Raw genomic sequence first — 19,342 nt, 5'->3', positions numbered from 1 at the left:
TCGCAGCCTAAGCCGCGAGCGGCGGATGCACGACAGCCGCCTCGTCGAAGATCGCCACCGCCTCGAAGCGATAATTGCAGGCGCGGCAAGTCCAGAGATAGGAGACGCGCCCCTCGCCCGGCTCGATCCAGTCGGGCTGCGGGATCGGCGTGCCGCATTGGGCACAGGGATTCTGTCTGGGGATGTCGCCGAAATGTGCCTTGGCCAAGTGCGCGTTGGCCATGTTGGTTTTTGTCATGGCACCTCTCCCGATTTGCAGCGTTTTCATGCTCGCTTTCGCGTCTGCGCGCGAATAGACAGGCTCGCTGTCGCGAGCTGAGGTTTTCCACCTGAGCAACCCCTACGGCAGCATTGCGTCGTAACAGCGGCTCGGCGCCGCAAAATCGTCAGCGGCGGCGTTTGGTCACATCATCGCCGTGTTCCGGAGTCGTAACGGCAGCCGGGCGCAGGTTACACAGGGGCCCCGGGATAAATGATGAAAATTTTACGTGTCGCCGCGTTCATCGCGGCCGGACTGGTGTCGCCGCAGGCCGCGTTCGCGGGTGAAGCCGAGTACGCCGAGATGGTCGCGGCCCATGCCCGCGCCAACGGCGTGCCGGAAGCGCTCGTGCATCGCGTCATCATGCGCGAAAGCCGCTATCAGCCCGGCCTCGTCGGCCATGGCGGCACCATCGGGCTGATGCAGATCAAGCTCGCGACCGCCCGCGGGGTCGGCTACACCGGCGATGCCGCCGGCTTGCGCGATCCCAACACCAACCTCACCTACGCGGTCAAATACCTCGCCGGCGCCTATCACGCCGCCAATGGCGACCACGCCCGAGCCGTGCGTTATTTCGCGGGCGGCTATTACTACATTGCAAAGCGGCAGCGCCAGGAAACGGCGCAACAGATGGTGCGAGAGGCCAGCAACGAGACCTGGCTCGAGCCGAACGGCAACCCGCAGCCGATGTTCGGCACCGTGCCGCATCGGAAGCTCGCCCAGCGTGTGCGAAATGCACGGGCGCAGGCGCCGAAGTAGCTCTCGTGTCCCGGACGCGCCGCAGCGTGAAACGCTGCTGCGCAGAGCCGGGACCCAGCGCCTCACGCAAAGAAAGGTGGGCCCCGGCTCAGCAGCGCACCACGCCGCGAAGGGCGGCGCGCTGCGCTGCGTCCGGGGCACGAGCGGTGGGGTTCCCGGCAACATACGTTGACACAGCCCGTCACTGGCATACATTAGCGCCGTTCCGAGGGGTGCTCCGAGGAGGAGCTGAGATACCGCTAAATGGGCAAATCCGCCCAGGACCGCGGTGACCCTTTGAACCTGATCCGGGTCATGCCGGCGAAGGGACAGGGATGTTACAGACGACCAAGCGACCGGATTCCGCGGTATCCATCATCGGCGCAGGCATTGCAGGCGCCTGGCAGGCGCTTTTGTTCGCGCAGGCAGGCCACGCCGTCACGCTCCACGAGCGCGGTGATGCCACCATGGCCGATTCCACCAGCCATTGGGCCGGCGGCATGCTCGCGCCCTATTGCGAGGCCGAGGTCGCCGAACCCATCATCAGCCGGCTGGGCCAGCGCTCCCTCGACATCTGGCGGCGCGAGCTGCCCGACACGCCCTTCAACGGTTCCCTGGTCGTCGCCCATCCGCGCGAGCGCAACGATTTCGAGCGCTTTGCCCGGATGACCGAAGAACACCGCCGGCTCGATGCCGCGGGCCTTGCCGAGCTCGAGCCGTCGCTGGAGGGCCGCTTCCGCGACGCGCTGTTCTTCCCGGCCGAGGGCCATGTCGAGCCGCGCCGCGTGCTGCCGAAGCTGCACGAGCGCATCCGCGCCGCCGGCGGCACCATCAAGTTTTCCAGCGACGTCAGCGCCGCCGATCTCGACGGCATCGTGATCGACTGCCGCGGCCTGTCCGCGCGCGACGAGCAGCCCGACCTGCGCGGCGTCAAGGGCGAGATGATCCTGATCGAGACCAGCGAGGTGCAGCTGGCGCGCCCGGTGCGGCTGATCCATCCGCGCTGGCCGCTCTACGTGATTCCGCGCGAGGACAATCTGTTCATGCTTGGTGCGACCTCGATCGAGGCCGAGGACACCGGCGTCAGCGTGCGCTCGGCGCTGGAGCTTCTGGGTGCGGCCTATACGGTGCACCCGGCTTTCGGCGAGGCGCGCATCGTCGAGTTCGGCTCGGGCCTTCGCCCCGCTTTCCCCGACAATCTGCCGCGCATCGGCATTCGCGGCGGCAAGATCACCGTCAACGGGCTCTACCGCCACGGCTTCCTGATCGCGCCGGCGCTCGCCGAGCTGACGCTGCAATACGTCCAGCGCGGCCAGATCGACAATGAGGTGATGCAATGCGGGTGATCGTGCAATGCTTGTGATCATCAACGGTGAGCAGCGCGAGGTGAACTCGGCCAGCGTGGACGCGCTGCTCAGCGAGCTCGACTACGAAGGCACCCATTTCGCGATCGCACTGAACTACGACGTCGTGCCGAAAAGCCGCTGGGCCGAGACCGCGCTGAAGGCCGGCGACGAGATCGAGATCATCACGCCGCGGCAGGGAGGGTGATGGATGATGGCTCTCCGTTTGTCGCGGCGGCGCGCGCCCCACCCTCCGCTGTCATCGCCCGGCTTGACCGGGCGATCCAGTACGCCGCGGCATCTCGCTTCCAGCCGCGCGGCCGCGGCGTACTGGATCCCCGCTTTCGCGGGGATGACAGCGTCATTCGAGGAAACACCGACATGGTGACCTTCTACGGCAAAACCTTCGCCTCGCGCCTTTTGATCGGCAGCGCGCTCTATCCCTCGCCGGCGATCATGCAAGGAGCGATCCGCGCCGCGGGCTCGAACATCGTCACGGTGTCGCTGCGGCGCGAATCCGCCGGCGGCAAGACCGGCGATGCGTTCTGGAATCTGATCCGCGAGCTCGACGTCACCGTGCTGCCGAACACCGCCGGCTGCCGCAGCGTGCGCGAGGCGGTGACGACCGCAAAGCTCGCGCGCGAATTGTTCGGCACAAGCTGGATCAAGCTGGAAGTGATCGCCGACAACGACACGCTCCAGCCCGATGTCGTCGGCCTCGTTGAAGCAGCAAGCCTCCTGATCAAGGACGGTTTTGAAGTGTTCCCCTATTGCACCGAGGATCTCTCGGTCGCGAACCGCCTGGTCGATGCCGGCTGCAAGGTGGTGATGCCGTGGGCAGCTCCGATCGGCAGCGCCAAGGGCATCACCAACCGCGATGCGCTCAGGCTGCTGCGCGAGCGGCTGCCCGACATCACGCTGGTGGTCGACGCCGGCCTGGGGGCGCCGAGCCACGCGGCGCAGGCGCTCGAGCTCGGCTACGACGCCGTGCTGCTCAACACGGCCATCGCAAAGGCCGCCGATCCCGTCGCCATGGCCACCGCCTTCCGCTTGGGCGTCGAGGCCGGCCGCACCGCCTTTGAGGCCGGGCTGATGAACGCCCGCGACTTCGCCTCCCCTTCCACCCCTGTCGTTGGGACCCCGTTCTGGCATGCCGTATCCTGATCGCAACGCGTATCCTGATCGCTTTTATCCCGTCGTCGACAGCCTCAACTGGGTCGAGCGCCTGACCAAGCTCGGCGTCGGCACGATTCAACTGCGCGCGAAAGACCTGAACGACGCCGAAGCGCTCCAGATCCTCACCGACGCGCTGGCCATCACCAAAGGCACGCAGGCAAAACTCGTCGTGAACGATTACTGGCGCGCGGCGATCGTCGCCGGCGCAAAGTATCTGCATCTCGGCCAGGAGGATCTCGCCGACGCCGACCTCAAGGCGATCCGCGAGGCGGGCCTTCTGCTCGGCATCTCCACCCATGACGACGCCGAGCTTGCGACCGCGCTGGCAGCCAAACCCGACTACGTCGCGCTGGGCCCGATCTTCTTCACCACCTTGAAGTCGATGCGCTTCGAGCCACAGGGCATTCCGAAGATCACGGAATGGAAGAAGCGCATCGGCACCATCCCGCTGGTCGCGATCGGCGGCATCAAGTTCGAGCATGCCGCGGAGATCTTTGCCGCGGGCGCCGATTCCATCGCCGTCGTCAGCGACGTTACGCAGAATACCGACCCCGACGCGCGGGTGCGGCAATGGCTCGGCCTACCTGCGGAGGCGGCGTGATGCGCCCTCTCTCACCCCACACTCCACTGTCATCGCCCGGCTTGACCGGGCGATCCAGTACGCCGCGACCTCTCCGTATCCCACTACGGCCTCTGGAATACTGGATCCCCGCTTTCGCGGGGATGACAGCGGTAATTGTCTCTCGTGCAGCGATGCCAACGAACTGAATTAAGGAGGATCCCATGAACATCCGCTCCAACCCCGACAAGACCGTTCCCGCCGTCACCACCGGCCCGCTGCCGTCCTCGCGCAAGATCTTTGCGTCGCCCGATGCCGCGCCCGACCTGCGCGTGCCGCTGCGCGAGATCATCCTGTCCGAAGGCGCCGGCGAGCCGAACCTGCCGGTGTACGACACCTCCGGCCCCTACACCGATCCGTCCGTGACCATCGACGTCAACGCCGGCCTTGCCCGCAATCGCAAGGCCTGGGTGCTGGAGCGCGGCGGCGTCGAGGAATATGAGGGCCGCCAGGTCAAGCCGGAGGACAATGGCAACCTCTCCACCGACAAGGCCGCGCGCGCGTTCAGCGCCTATCACAAGCCGCTGCGCGGCCTCGACGGCCACAAGATCACGCAGCTCGAATTCGCCCGCGCCGGCATCATCACCAAGGAGATGATCTACGTCGCCGCACGCGAAAACCTCGGCCGCAAAGAGCAGCTCGAGCGCGCGGAAGCAGCCCTCGCCGACGGCGAGAGCTTCGGCGCCGAGGTCCCCGCCTTCATCACCCCGGAGTTCGTGCGAGCTGAGATCGCGCGCGGCCGCGCCATCATCCCCTGCAACATCAACCACTCAGAGTTGGAGCCGATGATCATCGGCCGCAACTTCCTGACCAAGATCAACGCCAATATCGGCAACTCGGCGGTGACCTCGTCGGTCGAGGAAGAGGTCGAGAAGATGGTGTGGGCGATCCGCTGGGGCGCCGACACCGTGATGGACCTCTCGACGGGCCGCAACATCCACACCACCCGCGAGTGGATTTTGCGCAACGCGCCGGTGCCGATCGGCACCGTTCCCATTTATCAGGCGCTGGAGAAGTGCAACGGCGATCCGGTCAAGCTGACCTGGGAGCTCTACAAGGACACGCTGATCGAGCAGTGCGAGCAGGGCGTCGACTATTTCACCATCCACGCCGGCGTGCGCCTGTCCTACATCCACCTCACCGCCAACCGCGTCACCGGCATTGTCTCCAGAGGCGGCTCGATCATGGCGAAGTGGTGCCTGGCGCATCACAAGGAAAGCTTCCTCTATACGCATTTCGACGAGATCTGCGACCTCATGCGCAAATATGACGTCTCGTTCTCGCTCGGCGACGGCCTGCGTCCCGGCTCGATCGCCGACGCGAACGACCGCGCGCAGTTCGCGGAGCTGGAAACGCTCGGCGAGCTGACCAAGATCGCGTGGGACAAGGGCTGCCAGGTCATGATCGAGGGCCCCGGCCACGTGCCGATGCACAAGATCAAGATCAACATGGACAAGCAGCTCAAGGAATGCGGCGAGGCGCCGTTCTACACCCTCGGGCCCCTGACCACCGACATCGCGCCGGGCTACGACCACATCACCTCGGGCATTGGCGCTGCCATGATCGGCTGGTTCGGCTGCGCCATGCTCTGCTACGTCACCCCGAAGGAGCATCTCGGCCTGCCCGACCGTAACGACGTCAAGACCGGCGTCATCACCTACAAGATCGCCGCGCACGCGTCCGATCTCGCCAAGGGCCACCCCGCCGCCCAGCTTCGCGACGACGCGCTCTCCCGCGCCCGTTTCGACTTCCGCTGGAGCGACCAGTTCAACCTCGGCCTCGACCCCGATACCGCCAAGAACTTCCACGACGAGACCCTGCCGAAGGAAGCCCACAAGGTCGCCCATTTCTGCTCGATGTGCGGCCCAAAGTTCTGCTCGATGAAGATCACGCGGGACGTGCGGGACTATGCGGCGACGCTGAACGACCCGAACAGCATCGGCATGTCGCTGAGCGGCACCGCCGAGGACGGGATGGCGAAGATGAGCGCGAAGTTCAAGGAGATGGGCTCGAGCGTGTATCTGGATGCGGAGAAGGTGAAGGAGAGCAATCGGGTGTTGTGAGGAGCCCTCCGCTCGTCATGCCCGGGCTTGACCCGGGCATCCATCGAAATTTGAGAGGCCGGCGGAGAGCTCGGCCCCTCTTCGTTTGACACTGTGTCGATCCAGCATGGCGCTGGAAGGCAGGCGTCCGCTGTTTCGCGTTAGAGCACTGGGAATCGTTAGCTACGGCGATCTTGGTACTCTTGTTCCGTGAGGTCCTCCAGCTCTAGATCGCCGATTCCAAAGGACCAACTCGTCCTCCGGATAATCGGGTCATTTTGGCGTCCTCCAAGGAACCACCAGGATCGCAACTCCGGATTATCGTAGATCGACAGGATATCTCCATTTTCAAACACCAGATCGAGCTGGTCCTTGCTGATAAGGCGCGTTTCGACGATTTTGGTCCGTAGAATGCGATCGACATTCAGAAATTTCTGAGTGCCATAAATCTCGTAAAAGAAATCTACCGCGCCATCGGAGGACCTGAATGAGAAACGATCCGCTACATTCAGCAAGGCATGCTCGTCCTCAAACCAAAACATTATATGGTATTTGTCGATCGTCACTTGATAGAGCTCCCATCCTATGATGGGGCTAAAATCAAAGCGTTGGGTAAAACCAATCGCCATTTCAATTTCTTCCCGATTTGCCGCTAGCAAGCGGAGCTGGGATGAAGTTAGCGATATCCAGGGTCTTTGTCTTCCCGCATATCGCTCCGCTCATGCGGGCTACAGCCGCGGATGATCGACGTGTTGAACGCTGCGCTCCACCGCCTCCCCGACCAGCTCCGCGAAAACCTCCGCCTCGTCTTCGTCGGCACCGCCGCCTCTACGCGCTCGGCCGAGCTCGGGCACTACTACGCCCATCCCGGCAACCGCTTCTGGCGCGCGATCCATGAGGCCGGCATCACGCCGCGGCGCTACCAGCCGAGTGAGTTCGCTGCGCTGCTCGAGCTCGGGATCGGCTTCACCGATCTCTCCAAGTCGGGCGCCGGGATGGATCACCAGATCGCGACGGAGACGATCGACGTGCCGGGGTTCAGGGCCAAGATCGAGAAGTACCGGCCGCGGACGATTGCGTTCACCAGCAAGAAGGCGGCGAGCTTGTTTTACGGCAGGCCGTCGCGCGTGATTGCGCTGGGGCGGCAACAGCACGATGCGCGCCTCCCGGAGATATTCGTGCTCCCCTCGCCGTCCGGTGCCGCGTCCGGGCACTGGACGCTGGAGCCGTGGCGCGAGTTGGCGGCGTGGATCGCTTCGTAGGGTGGGTTAGCACAGCGTAACCCACCGAGGTGCGTCCCCGCGGAAGCTGAAGTGGTGGGTTACGCCTTCGGCTAACCCACCCTACGAGTCCTAAAGATCGAAATTGGTCGGCAGCATCACGACGTCACGAATTGTCATGCCGCGCGGCCGCGACAACATGAACATCACGACCTCAGCCACGTCACTGGCCTCCAGCAGGCTCCCCGAATCCCTGGCTTCCTTCAGCTTCTCGGGCGGCCAGTCCGCAAGCAGAGCGCTGACGACCGGGCCGGGCGAGATCGATCCCACGCGAATGCCATGCTTGAACACCTGGCGCCGCACCGTCTGGACAAAGCAGTTGATCGCCCATTTGGACGACGCGTAGACCGGCTCCCACGGCGTCGGAAAATGCGCCGCCAGCGAACTCGTGACGATGATGTCGCCGGTCCGGCGTTCGATCATGTGCGGCAGCACGTCGTGCACGTTCTTCATCACGACGTTGACATTCAGGTTCAGCATCCGGTCGATCGCCATGGTGTCGGCATCGACCAGGTCGCCGCCGACATACGTGCCTGCGTTTGCATGCAGGATGTCGAGTTGGCCGGCCTTCTCCAAAACGCGCGGCAGCAGCGTTGCGCAGTCTTTTGGATCGAGCAGGTCGACGACCAGCGGGATCACGGTGTCGCCGTGCTTGTTGCAGAGCGCCTTCAGCGCGGCGGCGTCGCGGTCGACCATCACCACGCGTGCGCCCGCGGCCAACATGGCCTCGGTACTCGCCAATCCGATACCGGACGCGGCCCCGGTGACTGCAGCAACCTTGCCTTCCAATTCGTTTCCCATGGGGTCACCATCCTGCTGAGATTGGCAGTATAGCGATCCAGCGCTACCTGGCGAAGTGGATCACGTCGCAAAACGGTCAACGCGCGCAGGCGATGGGGTTCGCTTTGCCCTCCCCATCCTACGCGCCAGAAAACGCGATAGGTTGTCGGAATCCGCCCCGCCCGTTCGTCCTCTGCAGGCAACGCCCGATCACCCCGGAGACCCCCGATGCCCACCATCACCGCCTTCGAAAGCTCGCCCGACCGCGGCAGGGGACAGGCCCGCGACATGCGGGTTCGCTGGGCGCTGGAGGAAATCGGCCAGCCCTACGACGTCCGCCTGGTGTCGTTCAAGCAGATGAAGCAACCGGCGCATCTTGCGCTGCACCCGTTCGGGCAGATCCCGACCTTCGAGGACGGCGATCTCGCCCTGTTCGAATCGGGCGCGATCGTGCTCCATCTCGCCGAGCGCCATGCCGGGCTGCTGCCGCTCGGGGCAAATGCCAGGAGCCGCGCGATTGCGTGGATGTTTGCCGCGCTGAACACGCTGGAGCCGCCGATCGTCGAGCTCGGGATGGCGATGCTGTTCGAGCGCGACAAGAGCTGGTACGAGGCGCGCCTGCCGATGTTGCAGGATCGCGTCCGTGTCAGGCTCGGCGAATTGTCGGCTCGCCTCGGCGATGCCGACTGGCTCGACGGGGCATTCAGCGCCGGCGATCTCATGATGGTGACGGTGTTGCGCCGGCTCAACACGTCCGGCCTGCTGGACGAATACCCTGACATCGCCGCCTATGTCGCCCGCGGCGAAGCGCGCCCCGCCTTCAGGCGTGCTTTCGAGGCGCAGCTTGCGGCTTTCACTGCGGCGTCGCGTTCGTAGGGTGGGTTAGACGCGCGGCGGCGCGACGCGTCGTCCGCGCGGCGTAACCCACCGCCTCTGTTGCCGCGGACGTGGAATCTCGTCGCGCATTGCGAGAGGATTCTGCCCGGATGAGCGATAGCGACATCCGGGGCCGAGAGTTGACCCGCATGTCGCTGACGCTCATGCGGGCTACGAAGTGCGGCGCACGCCCTACCGCATCGTGATCGCGAGCCCGCTGAGATCCGCATTCGCCATCAGGCCGGTCTGGTAGCCCGACAGCTCGAGCACGGCCCCCTTCTGGTTGGTGAGCACGATGGCGCGGGCGCCGCGGCCGACGGCAAGGCCGGCACCAGCGGCGCCGTAGACGCCGGCGACGTCAGAGGGACGGTTGATGTTGGAGACGCGGCCGCGCAGCACAGTCTTGGAGCCGCCGAAGACGAGGCCGTAGTCGAGGCCGCCGGTGGAGAGCCCGTAGGAGCGGCCGCGGAAGTTCAGCACGCCGGAGCCGCCGGAGCCGCCGATGATCCAGCCCGCCTTGTAGATCGTCAGCACCACGGTGCCGCCGTCGGCCAGCGCCGAGGTCGAGAGCCCGGCAAGGGCGGCGATGGCGACCAGCGCGGCGCGAAGGGTGGATGCGAGCTTCATGGGGCGTCTCCGGGGGCTATTTTTCAAGGAGGGATCGAATCAGACCGGACGAATCTATCCGATCGATCGCGGCGGCAACATGATGGAGCGGCCGTGAGGCGTGAGGTGCAGCAACGCATTCAACTGTCATCGCCCGGCTTGACCGGGCGATCCAGTATTCCAGAAACGGCGGTGGCTGAACCGCGAAGCCGCGGCGTACTGGATGCCCCGGTCAAGCCGGGGCATGACGGCGGAGTTTGGTGTCGCAGGACGGGCCAATCGCCATCATGCAAGTCTGCCGGTGTTTTGCCCGACGAGTCAAACGTCGTCGCAGCCGAGCCGACGTCGTCCGGACGGAACAATTCCACTCCCCCGATCGATCGCGGCAGCCGAACGAGGGCTCCGCGCTCTTTCCGCCACATCTGGCGCAGGGATGCGCGCATGCGGCCGTTTTCCCCGGCGCATCAAGTGCCTGCACGTCCTCGCCTCGACCATCCCGGCCGAAGGCGTTCTACTGTGCATGGGGTTGTTTTCGCGGTTTTTATTTTGCCCCCCTGCGCCGGCACCCTGATGACGATTGCAAGTCCCCCGCATGTCGCTACGCTGATGCGCCCTGCACGACCCCCGAGGTGATCCCATGACGATCCAGCATTTCGCGCCCCCGCCGCATGTGAAGGCACCGCCGCTGTCCTTTGCGACGCGCGTGGGCGACCTCCTGTTCGTCTCCGGCATTCCCGGCTTCGACGGCAATGGCGCGCTGCCCGACGGCTTCGAGGCGCAGTTCGCCAACGTCGCCGTCAACATCAAGCGGGTGCTGGACGAGGCCGGCGCGAGCGTCCGCGATCTCGTCAAGGTCAGCGTGCTCTTGACCCGCGCCTCCGACGTTGCCGCCATGAACGCGCTCTATGCCGGCGCGTTCGGTCCGCCGCCCTATCCGGCGCGCACCACCTGCGTGGTGCATGCACTGCCAGATCCGAAGATGCTGATCGAGATCGAGGCAGTGGCGTCGCTGGCGAAGTGAGCCCCGCCGTGTGGCTTGTCGGGCACTCGGCCAAACCAAGTGGCCGGCTCCGTCTGACATGTCCGTGAACGGCCGCTCCCCGGCTTGCAAAGGTCCTGCTTTTACCGCACGAATTTTCGGGTCCCACTTCCTCACAAGGAGATATTTCATGCGTCGCGTTCTCGCCCTCTGTGCCGTTGCCGGCATCGCCACCTCCGTCTTTGCCGTGCCCGCGTCCGCGGCGCCCGGCTATTACGTGATCCGCTGGGACAACACCGGCATCTGCCAGGTCTGGAACGAGGACCTGAAGTACAAGCCGTTCCAGTGGGGCGCTTCGACCTACAAGGTCGTCAGCAAGCCGCTCCCGACCTTCACGGCCGCCTCCGACCTCCAGATCAAGCTGCGCGGGGAGCGCCGCTGCACGCTCTGAGCCTGACGCGACGGACCGGATTTGAGAGGGCGGGTCGCGCGAGCGATCCGCCCTCTTCTTTTGGCGCGCGGCCCCTCATCTTCGGGGCTAAATCCCGCATTTCCGGCGCACGCGCTTTGAACCTCATCGGCAGGCGGAACTACTCACATTTTGTCCGGGGCGCCTGCCCAAAAGCGTCCCGCACCACCCCTCCCGTCATTGTCGGGAGGCGCATCACATCTTTCATTTGAGGAGCTGATCATGCGTCGTATTTCCGTGCTGTGCGCTGCCGCCGGTCTTGCCGTCACTGCCTTCGTCGCCGCGAGCCCTGCCGAAGCCAGCTATCACCTGATCCGCTGGCAGGACACCGGCTTCTGCCAGATCTGGGACGAGAGCATCCCGACCACGCCGTGGCCCTCCGACTACGCCCGCGTCAGCACCACCGTGCCGACCTTCGTCGACGCACTGGCGCTGAAGGATCACGCGCTGAAGAACGGCCGCTGCACCTGGTAGGATTCGATCGGCGGACGACAAGGGTCGGGCAAGGATGCGATGCTAGCATCCTTGCCCGTTCGCGTTTCTATCCAGCGTTTCTGCTCAGTCCCCGCGGGATCAATCGATGCGCACGCTCACCACGACGGCAGCCATCTTCACCGTGTCGCTCGCGCTCGTCTCCGCTGGCCGCGCGCAGGCGCCGCAATCCTTCCGCGTGATCTCGCCGATCTTCGGCCAGCTCGTCAGCTTCGCGATGCCGTCGAACTTCGTCGCGGTGTTCGAGAACACCAAGGGCGGCCACTACATCCGCGAAGCCGTGCCGAAGGGCGAGACGCCGGAACGCTGGACGCAGATGATCACCGTCACCGGCGAGAAGGGCATGACGCTGACGCCAGGCGCCTCGCCCGAGACGTTCGCAGGCTCCATCGCCGGCGGCTTCAAATCGGCCTGCCCGGACAGCTTTGCGGCACAGCCGCTCGGCGCCATGAATTTCGGCCGCTTCGAGGGATTCGTCGCGGTGATCGGCTGCGGCCGCGTCGACAGCGGCCCGACCCGGCACAGCGAGACTGCCCTGCTGGTCACGCTGAAGGGCACGACCGACTACTACACCATCCAATGGGCCGAGCGCGGCCCCGAAAGCGACGAGCCGCCGGTCAACGACGAACGCTGGCAGGCGCGGTTGCGCGAGCTCAGCCCGATCGAGCTCTGCCCGATCGTATCAGGGGAAGCCGCGCCCTATCCGAGCTGCGTGAACAAGAGCTGAGGCGCGGGCTTCCGGCCGGATTTCCGTAGCCCGGATGAGCGAAGCGACATCCGGGACTTCAGCCTATCCCAGGTCAGCGTTCCTCGGCTCGCTCACCGAAAGCATCCCCACTTTCGCGGGCATCGCCTGCCCAATCTTCCGGGAGCAACCCCGTCCGCACGTACCTGTGAAAGGACGAATGCGGCCAATCGCCGACGCTCCGAACATAACCATGCTTGACCGGGTTGAAATGAACGTAGTCGATGTGACGAGCGAAATCATCTTCGTTGCGAATCGTGTGTTCCCAGTAGCGCCGCTGCCATAGCGCCAAATCTCCGTTGGAATGGCGGGCCATGTCGACACCGGCACGAAGCAAAGCACTGCTGAAATGTCCCTTGATCCTGCGCCAACGCCCAGCAAAGTCGGCATCATCCAGCGGGAGTTTCATGACCACATGCAGATGATCCGGAAGGATCACGATCGCATCGATCTCGAACGGACGTTCCTTCCGAGCGGTCCGAAAGGCCTTGCGCAGAACGTCAACATTCTCAATCAGGAGGCTCGACCGGCGGTCGAAAAGCGTCACAGTGAAGAAGCAAGTGCCGCCGGGAAGAAAATTTCTTCGGTACAGGACCATAGGCTCGACTTGTCCCGGATATCGCTTCGCTCATCCGGGCTACAGGATAGCACATGAGGCGCTCTCATGCGTCCTTGTGCGCGCCGGGATGGATCAGGAGGTCGCGCGCGGCGGCGAGGTCGATGAAGGCTTCCGCGCTGCCACCGCGGTCGGGATGCATGCCCTTGGCGGCGCGGCGATAGGCCTGGTTGATGTCCTCGCAGGTGAGCTGCACCGCAAGCGGCAGGCCAAGCACCTTGCGGGCGCGGTCCTCGCTCGAAAGTTTCTTCGGCATGGCGTTGCGGCGGCCGAAGCGCGGCGCGGTCAGACCATGGACGACATCGAGGACCACACCGATACGGCGCTGGGCCGCCAGCGTGACGCTGTGATCGTCATTGTCCACGGCCTGGCGCAGCACCGGAAGCGCCTGCTCGGCGGCCTGTCGCAGCGTGACATCGGAGCTCATCCGCGCGATCTCGGCCACGAGCCGGCCCGCCTCGGCCCAATCGGCCGGCTCCGCAGACCGCAGGCGCTCGAGCGCCAATTTCCAGGATTCAAGCCGTTCCATCATGCGCGCAACGTTTAGCAATGAAGATCAGTATGCCAAGGCCGCCGTTTCCGACCCCTTAATTTCGAGTTAGCCTTTCATGAAACTTAGAAACGAATCCGGGAGGAAAATGTCATGGCACTGCTTGCAAACCACATCGCCGTCGTCACGGGCGCCGGTTCCGGCATCGGCCGGGCTATCGCGGCCGGCTACGCGCGCGAAGGCGCGCAAGTGGTGCTGCTCGACGTCAACGCCGACACGGCTGCGGAAGCGGCGCAGGAGATCCGCAAGGCCGGCGGCAGGGCCGAGAGCTTCGCGCTCGACGTGACCAGGCGCGAGGACTGCTTTGCGCTGGCCAAGCAAGTCGCCGACAAGGTCGGGCAGGTCTCGATCCTCGTCAACAATGCCGGCATCACCCGCCGCAACGCCTTCACCGCGGAGACGGAGACGGTGGCGAAGGACTGGAACGACATCATCTCGCTCAACCTCAACGGCGTCTTCAACATGACGCAGGCCTTCCTCGCCCCCTTGCGTGCAGCCAAGGGCCGCATCGTCAATATCGGCTCGATCCAGTCCTTCGTGCATCTGCGCACGCCGAGCTCGGCGGCCTACACCACCTCGAAGCACGGCGTGCTCGGCTTCACCAAGGCGCTCGCGGCCGAGCTCGGCAAGGAAGGCGTGCGCGTCAACGCGATCGGGCCCGGCTTCATCGAGACCAACATCAACGCCAATGTGCGCGCGAGCAATCCGGCGCTGGTGCAGGCCTTCGTCGATCACACCCCGCTGGCACGCACCGGCAAGCCCGAGGACATCGTCGGGCCCGCGATCTTCCTCGCCTCGGACCTGTCGGCCTACGTCACGGGAACGATCGTGATGGTGGACGGCGGGTATCGGACGGTGTGAGGGAAACGCGACGATCTATCGACACAGACGGTGTCATGCCCCGCGCAGGCGGGGCATCCAGTATTCCAGAGACGCCAGAGCTCCCACGAGGTACCGCGACGTACTGGATCGTCCGCTTTCGCGGACGATGACACGGAGTGTGTCGCGAGAGATACGCCCGCATCCCCACGCATCTCGCGCCAATCGCGGCGGCTTCGCGGCAATCCCAAGGTCAATTGGTGCGATCGCCGGCGGTTAACCTTTCATTAACCAAACCCGATCACCGTGGATTTACGGCTTGGGGGTCGTTTGTTCTCGATCCGCTTCCAACGATGGAAGCGGGCGTTGGTCGGGAGGTGTATTGATGACCACTGTTCATGTCGCCGCGCCGCAGGGCGCAGAATTCCTTGCTCCAAACCAGATCGTTCCGCTGCTGATCGGTGCGACCGTCGACGAGGTCGAGCGCGAGCTCGTGCTCCAGACGCTCGCCCGCTGCGACGGCAACCGCACACGCGCCGCGCGCGTGCTCGGCCTGTCGGTACGCACGCTGCGCAACAAGATCAGGCTCTATGCCGCCTCCGGCATCGACGTGCCGGCCTATCAGGACTAGCGCGTGGCTGCGCCAGGTCGATCAGTCGGCCTGCGACGCCCGGCGCGACGATGTGCTGCGAAACAGGCGGCGCAGCTCCTTCTGCAGGTACGCGCCGGCGAGAACCGCGAGCGCGATGGTCGCGACTGCGGCCGCGATCAGCTCGATCGCGCGGAGAACGAAGGCCGTCATGACAGCCCATGACGCCTGCGGCTCTTCGGCGAAAGCGACCGGCACGATATCGGGCACGAACACGTGGGCAAGGCCGAACGCAATGCCAAAAGTGACTGCAGACAAGCAGAACATTTTCCACGCTTCGCGCATCGGTCGCTCCTCGTGAGGTTGTGGCCGCGCGCCCTTCAATGACACGGCGTCGCCTGCCGCCGGTTGATGTTGATCAAGCGTGGTGCGATGCGCGGACGGAATTGCTGCTGTCGTCAAACGACGCTAAGTAGCTTGCTTCCGGTCAAGGGAGCAGTGGCGTGGCAGACGAACAGAAACGGCAGGGACCTCAGGGTCCGCGCGGGCGGCAGGGCGAGCCGGGACGGCCGGGCCCTCAGGGTCATCCGGGCCGGCGCGGCCCGGACGGCGCGCGCGGCAAGCCAGGACCGCAAGGCAAGCCGGGACCGATCGGAAAGGCTGGGCCATTGGGCAAGGCCGGGCCGCAAGGCAAGCAGGGCGAGGCCGGTCCGCGTGGCGCTGCCGGAGCGCAGGGACCTGTCGGACCGCAAGGCCCGGTGGGGCCGCAGGGCCCGCGCGGCGAGGCCGGCCCGCCTGGCCAACTGCCGTCGATCGAACAGGTGTTGCCCTGGCTCGAACAGCTGTTCGACGCCTGGGACGAGCGCCGCCGCCAGCGCGAGCGTGAAGCCGCCGAGCGCGAGGCGCTGGAGGCCGCCGTGCAGGAAACCGACGAGCCGATCGTCGATGACGAGAGCGACGACGGTGAAGGCGACGATCACAAGAAAAAGAAGAAAAAGAAGAAGCACGGCCACAGGGACTAGCGGCTTGTGCGTGCCCCGGACGCAGCGCGGCGCGCGCCCTTCGCGGCGTGATGCGCTGCTGAGTCGGGGCCCATGTCACCGAGACATGCGTGCGCGACTTCTGGGCCCCGATTCTGCGGTGCATCGCTGAAGACGCGCCGCACCGCGTCCGGGACACCGGCCTTGGTCAAGACGCATGAGAGGAATCATCCTTGCGCGGCAGCATGCCCATGCGCTCGAACTGCCAGCGCATGGCGCGATACCAGAGATAGCCGACTGCCGCACCGCACATCGCCAGGATGACGACGTTCGCGCTCGAGAACGAACCGCTCCACCACATCATCCACGCGGTCCACAGCAGCGTGAAGATGATGGCACCTGCTTTGAGGGGAAGAAGGGGGCGGCTCATGATCGTGCTCCGGGTTGGCAAAACCCCGGCAGACATCATTGCAAGTCGCGGCGCCCCATACCGTGAGCCAGATCACGGAACGGGTCTGCGGATCCGCTAGCCAAAGCGCAACCGCGAACGCTCCTTGGCCCTTTCCGCCTCGACCTCGCGGTCGCGCGCCGGCGCATGGGTGTGCAGCGAGGTGAGGAGCGTTCGCGCCGCCTCCGAGACCTCGGCCACCGCGCGGTCGAACGCCGCCTCATTGGCCTGCGACGGCTTGTTGAAGCCGCACAGTTTGCGCACGAACTGCAAGGCCGAGGCATGGATCTCGTCCTCCGTCGCCGGCGGCTCGAAGTTGAACAGCGTCTTGATGTTGCGGCACATGCAGCCTCTCCGGATGTTTTCCTCAAGGACGATCGGCGGAACCAAAATCCTACATCCTTCCGGAGAGTTTTGCTAAGCTCCGCCGCAACGCGGCCGCCGGATACGAGCCGCATGGGGAGAGAAACATGAAGGCTTCTTGCGCGGCCCTATCAGCCGTTCTGCTGTTCATCTCGTTGCCTGCCTTGGCCGCCGATTATCCTGCGCCAAAGCAGGGCGACTGGATCGCCAGGGATTTCAAGTTCCACACCGGCGAGACCATGCCGGAGCTGCGGCTGCACTACACCACCGTCGGCGAGCCGAGCGGCCAACCGGTGCTGGTGCTGCATGGAACGGGCGGCTCGGGCGCAAGCATGCTGACGCCAGGCTTTGCCGGCGAGCTGTTCGGTGCGGGACAGCCGCTCGATGCCGCCAAATATTACATCATCATCCCCGACGGCATCGGCCACGGCAAATCGTCAAAACCGTCCGACGGCATGAAGACGGGCTTTCCGAAATACGACTACGACGACATGGTCGAGGCGCAGTACCGCCTGGTGACGGAAGGCCTCGGCGTCAAGCATCTGCGGCTCGTCATCGGCAATTCGATGGGCGGCATGCACACCTGGCTGTGGGGCGAGAAATATCCGAAGGCGATGGACGCGCTGATCCCGATGGCCTCGCAGCCGACCGAGATGGCCTCGCGTAACTGGATGCTGCGGCGGATCATGCTCGACACCATCCGCAACGATCCCGACTACAATGGCGGCAACTACACCAGCCAGCCGCGCATGATGAAATACGCCGTCACCGCCTACGGCATCGCGAGCATCGGCGGAACGCTGGCCTATCAATCGCAGGCGCCGACGGCGGCCAAGGCCGACAAGATCGTCGACGAGCGGCTCGCGACGCCGATCACGGCCGATGCCAACGACTTCGTCTACCAGTGGGAGGCCTCGCACGACTACAATGCCGCCGAGAAGCTGGAGGGCATCGAAGCGTCGCTGCTGCTGATCAATTCCGCCGACGACGAGCGCAACCCGCCGGAGACCGGCCTCACGGACGCGGCGATGAAGCGGATCAAGAACGGCCGCCTGTATCTGATCCCCGCCAGCACCGAGACGCGCGGTCACGGCACCACCGGCAATGCAAAGTTCTACAGCGAGCAGGTCAGGCAATTGCTGCAAACCGCGCCGCAACGGACGATGTAAAACCGGCGGACTGCAAATCCTCATATCGCAATGCATCATGTGCGGCGCCTCTCGCGCCGCATATTATTTGAGCATGCAATGCGCCGGCAGCTCGGGCTTAATCGCGTCAACGATACGAATCGACGCGCGGGACAATCGCGCGCCACTGGCACGATACGCGATGAGGAGGATCGCATGCGCAGGCTCGCACTGTGCGTTTGGCTGGCTGCGATGACGGCGCTGACGAGCGCGGCGTTCGCGTTCGACAACGGTCAATATGACCACGTCCCGCCCGACATCCGCGCCTGGTTCAAGAGCGTGATCGCGCCGAACGGCGTGCCCTGCTGCGACATCTCCGACGGCCATCGCACCGAATATGACGTCCGCGGCGGCACCTATTGGGTGCCGATCGAGGGACAGTGGATGGAGGTCCCCGACCGCGCCATCATCCGCGATCGCGGCAATCCGGTCGGCCAGGCCGTGGTGTGGTACGTCCACCACCGCGGCACCATCATCATCAGCTGCTTCGTGCCGGCCGATGCAGTCTAGCGGATCGTGATGAATTTCGTTGGCTGGGCGCGGCCCCATCGGGTAGTTTGCCCCAAGCTGATGCGGAGGCACGCCGTTGACCGATCTTTGCGCCGAAGACCTCGCCACCATCTATGCCAAGCCGAGCCCGCGCGTGATCGCGAAGGCACGTCCCGCAATCGATGCGCATGCGAAGAAATTCATCGAGATGTCGCCGTTCTGCGTGCTCGCGACCTCTGGCAGCGACGGCAGCGTCGACGCCTCGCCGCGCGGCGGCGGCATCGGCTTCGTCCACGTCGCCGGCCCCAACCAGTTGCTGATGCCCGACCGCTCCGGCAACAACCGGATCGACAGTTTTCGCAACGTCGTCGAAGGCTCGGGCTTCGTGCATCTGTTGTTCTTCGTGCCCGGGATCGACGAGACGCTGCGCGTCGGCGGGCGCGGCATGCTGTCGGCCGATCCGGATCTGCTCGCCTTGATGGTGGAATTCGGCAAGCCACCGCGCGCGGTGCTGAACGTCGCGGTCAGCGAAGTCTATTTCCACTGCGGCAAGGCGCTGATGCGCTCGAAGCTGTGGTCGCCGGAGAAGGTGCAGCGCTCGGTGATGCCGAGCATCGTCGAAGTCATTCACGACCAGACGGGCCTGGGCGAACCGGAGAGTCAGGAGATCGTGGAAGAGCGCTACAAGCAGCAGCTGTAGCTGGCGCAACCAGCCGTCGTCCCGGACAAGCGCAGCGAAGCGAAGCGCAGATCCGGGACCCATAACCACAGGGAGTGGTTTGACGAAGACTCGGAGTTACCAGTTGCGCGCTACAACCACTTCCTGTGGTTGATGGGGTGGACGGCCCCCTACGGCATCAGTGTGCCAGAATGAGGTTGTTGCAAATCTCAGACAAG

General features: G+C 64.9%; 27 protein-coding genes and 1 riboswitch. Of the genes, 18 read left to right on the top strand and 9 right to left on the bottom strand.

What is annotated here, in order from left to right; all coding sequences use genetic code 11:
- Window positions 1-7: 7 nt before the first annotated feature.
- The gene (locus XI09_RS15965; RefSeq protein ID WP_271567668.1) at window positions 8-238 is read right to left on the bottom strand and encodes a hypothetical protein; all 231 of its coding nucleotides are present in this window, start codon (window positions 236-238) and stop codon (window positions 8-10) included.
- 237 nt (window positions 239-475) lie between these two features.
- Here XI09_RS15965 and XI09_RS15960 point away from each other — a divergent pair, with 237 nt between their 5' ends.
- The 6 genes from XI09_RS15960 to thiC all read left to right on the top strand — a co-directional run bounded on the left by XI09_RS15960 (window position 476) and on the right by thiC (window position 6,198).
- A complete protein-coding gene (locus tag XI09_RS15960) occupies window positions 476-1,018 on the top strand; it encodes a lytic transglycosylase domain-containing protein (protein WP_271567690.1) in 543 nt (180 codons plus the stop codon).
- Between the two features lie 198 nt (window positions 1,019-1,216).
- Window positions 1,217-1,344: riboswitch (TPP riboswitch) on the top strand.
- On the top strand, window positions 1,333-2,343 hold the full coding sequence (locus tag XI09_RS15955) for an FAD-dependent oxidoreductase (protein ID WP_271567667.1): 1,011 nt from the start codon (window positions 1,333-1,335) through the stop codon (window positions 2,341-2,343). It overlaps the preceding riboswitch by 12 nt.
- A 7-nt stretch (window positions 2,344-2,350) precedes the next feature.
- On the top strand, window positions 2,351-2,548 hold the full coding sequence (gene thiS, locus XI09_RS15950; protein WP_271567666.1) for a sulfur carrier protein ThiS: 198 nt from the start codon (window positions 2,351-2,353) through the stop codon (window positions 2,546-2,548).
- Between the two features lie 173 nt (window positions 2,549-2,721).
- The gene (locus XI09_RS15945) at window positions 2,722-3,504 is read left to right on the top strand and encodes a thiazole synthase (RefSeq protein WP_271567689.1); all 783 of its coding nucleotides are present in this window, start codon (window positions 2,722-2,724) and stop codon (window positions 3,502-3,504) included.
- On the top strand, window positions 3,491-4,117 hold the full coding sequence (locus tag XI09_RS15940) for a thiamine phosphate synthase (RefSeq protein WP_271567665.1): 627 nt from the start codon (window positions 3,491-3,493) through the stop codon (window positions 4,115-4,117). The genes XI09_RS15945 and XI09_RS15940 overlap by 14 nt, the downstream gene beginning before the upstream one ends.
- Before the next feature lie 182 nt (window positions 4,118-4,299).
- On the top strand, window positions 4,300-6,198 hold the full coding sequence (thiC, locus tag XI09_RS15935) for a phosphomethylpyrimidine synthase ThiC (protein ID WP_271567664.1): 1,899 nt from the start codon (window positions 4,300-4,302) through the stop codon (window positions 6,196-6,198).
- A gap of 158 nt (window positions 6,199-6,356) precedes the next feature.
- On the opposite strand, the gene XI09_RS15930 is transcribed toward thiC, so the two are convergent.
- Window positions 6,357-6,806 carry a hypothetical protein gene (locus XI09_RS15930; RefSeq protein ID WP_271567663.1) on the bottom strand — a complete coding sequence of 150 codons (450 nt, stop codon included), beginning with the start codon at window positions 6,804-6,806 and terminating at the stop codon, window positions 6,357-6,359.
- Between the two features lie 111 nt (window positions 6,807-6,917).
- On the opposite strand from XI09_RS15930, the gene XI09_RS15925 reads away from it, so the two are divergent.
- Window positions 6,918-7,439 (top strand): mismatch-specific DNA-glycosylase, encoded by a 522-nt coding sequence (locus XI09_RS15925; RefSeq protein WP_271567662.1) that lies wholly within the window; start codon window positions 6,918-6,920, stop codon window positions 7,437-7,439.
- A gap of 90 nt (window positions 7,440-7,529) precedes the next feature.
- Here XI09_RS15925 and XI09_RS15920 read toward each other — a convergent pair whose 3' ends face one another.
- Window positions 7,530-8,258 (bottom strand): SDR family oxidoreductase, encoded by a 729-nt coding sequence (locus tag XI09_RS15920; RefSeq protein ID WP_271567661.1) that lies wholly within the window; start codon window positions 8,256-8,258, stop codon window positions 7,530-7,532.
- Between the two features lie 207 nt (window positions 8,259-8,465).
- Between XI09_RS15920 and XI09_RS15915 the strand changes: the two genes are divergently transcribed.
- Window positions 8,466-9,113 carry a glutathione S-transferase family protein gene (locus XI09_RS15915; RefSeq protein ID WP_271567660.1) on the top strand — a complete coding sequence of 216 codons (648 nt, stop codon included), beginning with the start codon at window positions 8,466-8,468 and terminating at the stop codon, window positions 9,111-9,113.
- Between the two features lie 192 nt (window positions 9,114-9,305).
- Here the strand turns inward: XI09_RS15915 and XI09_RS15910 are convergent, their stop codons facing one another.
- The gene (locus tag XI09_RS15910; RefSeq protein WP_027547918.1) at window positions 9,306-9,740 is read right to left on the bottom strand and encodes a hypothetical protein; all 435 of its coding nucleotides are present in this window, start codon (window positions 9,738-9,740) and stop codon (window positions 9,306-9,308) included.
- A 616-nt stretch (window positions 9,741-10,356) separates the two neighbouring features.
- Here XI09_RS15910 and XI09_RS15905 point away from each other — a divergent pair.
- The 4 genes from XI09_RS15905 to XI09_RS15890 all read left to right on the top strand — a co-directional run bounded on the left by XI09_RS15905 (window position 10,357) and on the right by XI09_RS15890 (window position 12,386).
- Window positions 10,357-10,740 carry a RidA family protein gene (locus XI09_RS15905; protein WP_271567659.1) on the top strand — a complete coding sequence of 128 codons (384 nt, stop codon included), beginning with the start codon at window positions 10,357-10,359 and terminating at the stop codon, window positions 10,738-10,740.
- Between the two features lie 148 nt (window positions 10,741-10,888).
- Entirely contained in the window at window positions 10,889-11,149 is a 261-nt protein-coding gene (locus tag XI09_RS15900; RefSeq protein WP_028176302.1) for a hypothetical protein, read from the top strand.
- 240 nt (window positions 11,150-11,389) lie between these two features.
- Window positions 11,390-11,641, top strand: a complete 252-nt coding sequence (locus tag XI09_RS15895) for a hypothetical protein (RefSeq protein ID WP_271567658.1) — start codon at window positions 11,390-11,392, stop codon at window positions 11,639-11,641.
- A 106-nt stretch (window positions 11,642-11,747) separates the two neighbouring features.
- Window positions 11,748-12,386: a hypothetical protein gene (locus tag XI09_RS15890; RefSeq protein ID WP_271567657.1), complete on the top strand. Its 639-nt coding sequence runs from the start codon at window positions 11,748-11,750 to the stop codon at window positions 12,384-12,386.
- Between the two features lie 73 nt (window positions 12,387-12,459).
- On the opposite strand, the gene XI09_RS15885 is transcribed toward XI09_RS15890, so the two are convergent.
- Together XI09_RS15885 and XI09_RS15880 are read right to left on the bottom strand one after the other, a co-directional pair.
- Entirely contained in the window at window positions 12,460-13,002 is a 543-nt protein-coding gene (locus XI09_RS15885) for an REP-associated tyrosine transposase (RefSeq protein WP_271567656.1), read from the bottom strand.
- 64 nt (window positions 13,003-13,066) lie between these two features.
- Window positions 13,067-13,552, bottom strand: coding sequence for a J domain-containing protein (locus tag XI09_RS15880; RefSeq protein WP_271567655.1), 486 nt, complete (start codon window positions 13,550-13,552; stop codon window positions 13,067-13,069).
- A 111-nt stretch (window positions 13,553-13,663) separates the two neighbouring features.
- Here XI09_RS15880 and XI09_RS15875 point away from each other — a divergent pair, with 111 nt between their 5' ends.
- Window positions 13,664-14,431 (top strand): SDR family NAD(P)-dependent oxidoreductase, encoded by a 768-nt coding sequence (locus tag XI09_RS15875; protein ID WP_271567654.1) that lies wholly within the window; start codon window positions 13,664-13,666, stop codon window positions 14,429-14,431.
- A gap of 343 nt (window positions 14,432-14,774) precedes the next feature.
- A complete protein-coding gene (locus XI09_RS15870; protein WP_027547911.1) occupies window positions 14,775-15,020 on the top strand; it encodes a helix-turn-helix domain-containing protein in 246 nt (81 codons plus the stop codon).
- 21 nt (window positions 15,021-15,041) lie between these two features.
- Here the strand turns inward: XI09_RS15870 and XI09_RS15865 are convergent, their stop codons facing one another.
- A complete protein-coding gene (locus tag XI09_RS15865) occupies window positions 15,042-15,368 on the bottom strand; it encodes a hypothetical protein (protein WP_271567653.1) in 327 nt (108 codons plus the stop codon).
- A 113-nt stretch (window positions 15,369-15,481) separates the two neighbouring features.
- Here XI09_RS15865 and XI09_RS15860 point away from each other — a divergent pair, with 113 nt between their 5' ends.
- The gene (locus XI09_RS15860; protein WP_271567652.1) at window positions 15,482-16,000 is read left to right on the top strand and encodes a collagen-like protein; all 519 of its coding nucleotides are present in this window, start codon (window positions 15,482-15,484) and stop codon (window positions 15,998-16,000) included.
- A 166-nt stretch (window positions 16,001-16,166) separates the two neighbouring features.
- On the opposite strand, the gene XI09_RS15855 is transcribed toward XI09_RS15860, so the two are convergent.
- The gene (locus XI09_RS15855; RefSeq protein ID WP_271567651.1) at window positions 16,167-16,388 is read right to left on the bottom strand and encodes a hypothetical protein; all 222 of its coding nucleotides are present in this window, start codon (window positions 16,386-16,388) and stop codon (window positions 16,167-16,169) included.
- 96 nt (window positions 16,389-16,484) lie between these two features.
- Entirely contained in the window at window positions 16,485-16,751 is a 267-nt protein-coding gene (locus XI09_RS15850) for a DUF2277 domain-containing protein (protein ID WP_271567650.1), read from the bottom strand.
- A gap of 125 nt (window positions 16,752-16,876) precedes the next feature.
- Between XI09_RS15850 and XI09_RS15845 the strand changes: the two genes are divergently transcribed.
- The 3 genes from XI09_RS15845 to XI09_RS15835 all read left to right on the top strand — a co-directional run bounded on the left by XI09_RS15845 (window position 16,877) and on the right by XI09_RS15835 (window position 19,145).
- On the top strand, window positions 16,877-17,938 hold the full coding sequence (locus tag XI09_RS15845) for an alpha/beta fold hydrolase (RefSeq protein ID WP_271567649.1): 1,062 nt from the start codon (window positions 16,877-16,879) through the stop codon (window positions 17,936-17,938).
- Window positions 17,939-18,112: 174 nt separating this feature from the next.
- On the top strand, window positions 18,113-18,466 hold the full coding sequence (locus XI09_RS15840; RefSeq protein WP_271567648.1) for a hypothetical protein: 354 nt from the start codon (window positions 18,113-18,115) through the stop codon (window positions 18,464-18,466).
- Between the two features lie 76 nt (window positions 18,467-18,542).
- Window positions 18,543-19,145, top strand: coding sequence for an MSMEG_1061 family FMN-dependent PPOX-type flavoprotein (locus XI09_RS15835; protein WP_271567647.1), 603 nt, complete (start codon window positions 18,543-18,545; stop codon window positions 19,143-19,145).
- Window positions 19,146-19,342: the final 197 nt, after the last annotated feature.

The sequence above is a fragment of the Bradyrhizobium sp. CCBAU 11386 genome, from assembly GCF_028128955.1.
Lineage (GTDB): Bacteria > Pseudomonadota > Alphaproteobacteria > Rhizobiales > Xanthobacteraceae > Bradyrhizobium.
The sequence above is the reverse complement of the archived record's forward strand: the minus strand, read 5'-3'. Positions and strand labels throughout refer to the sequence as shown.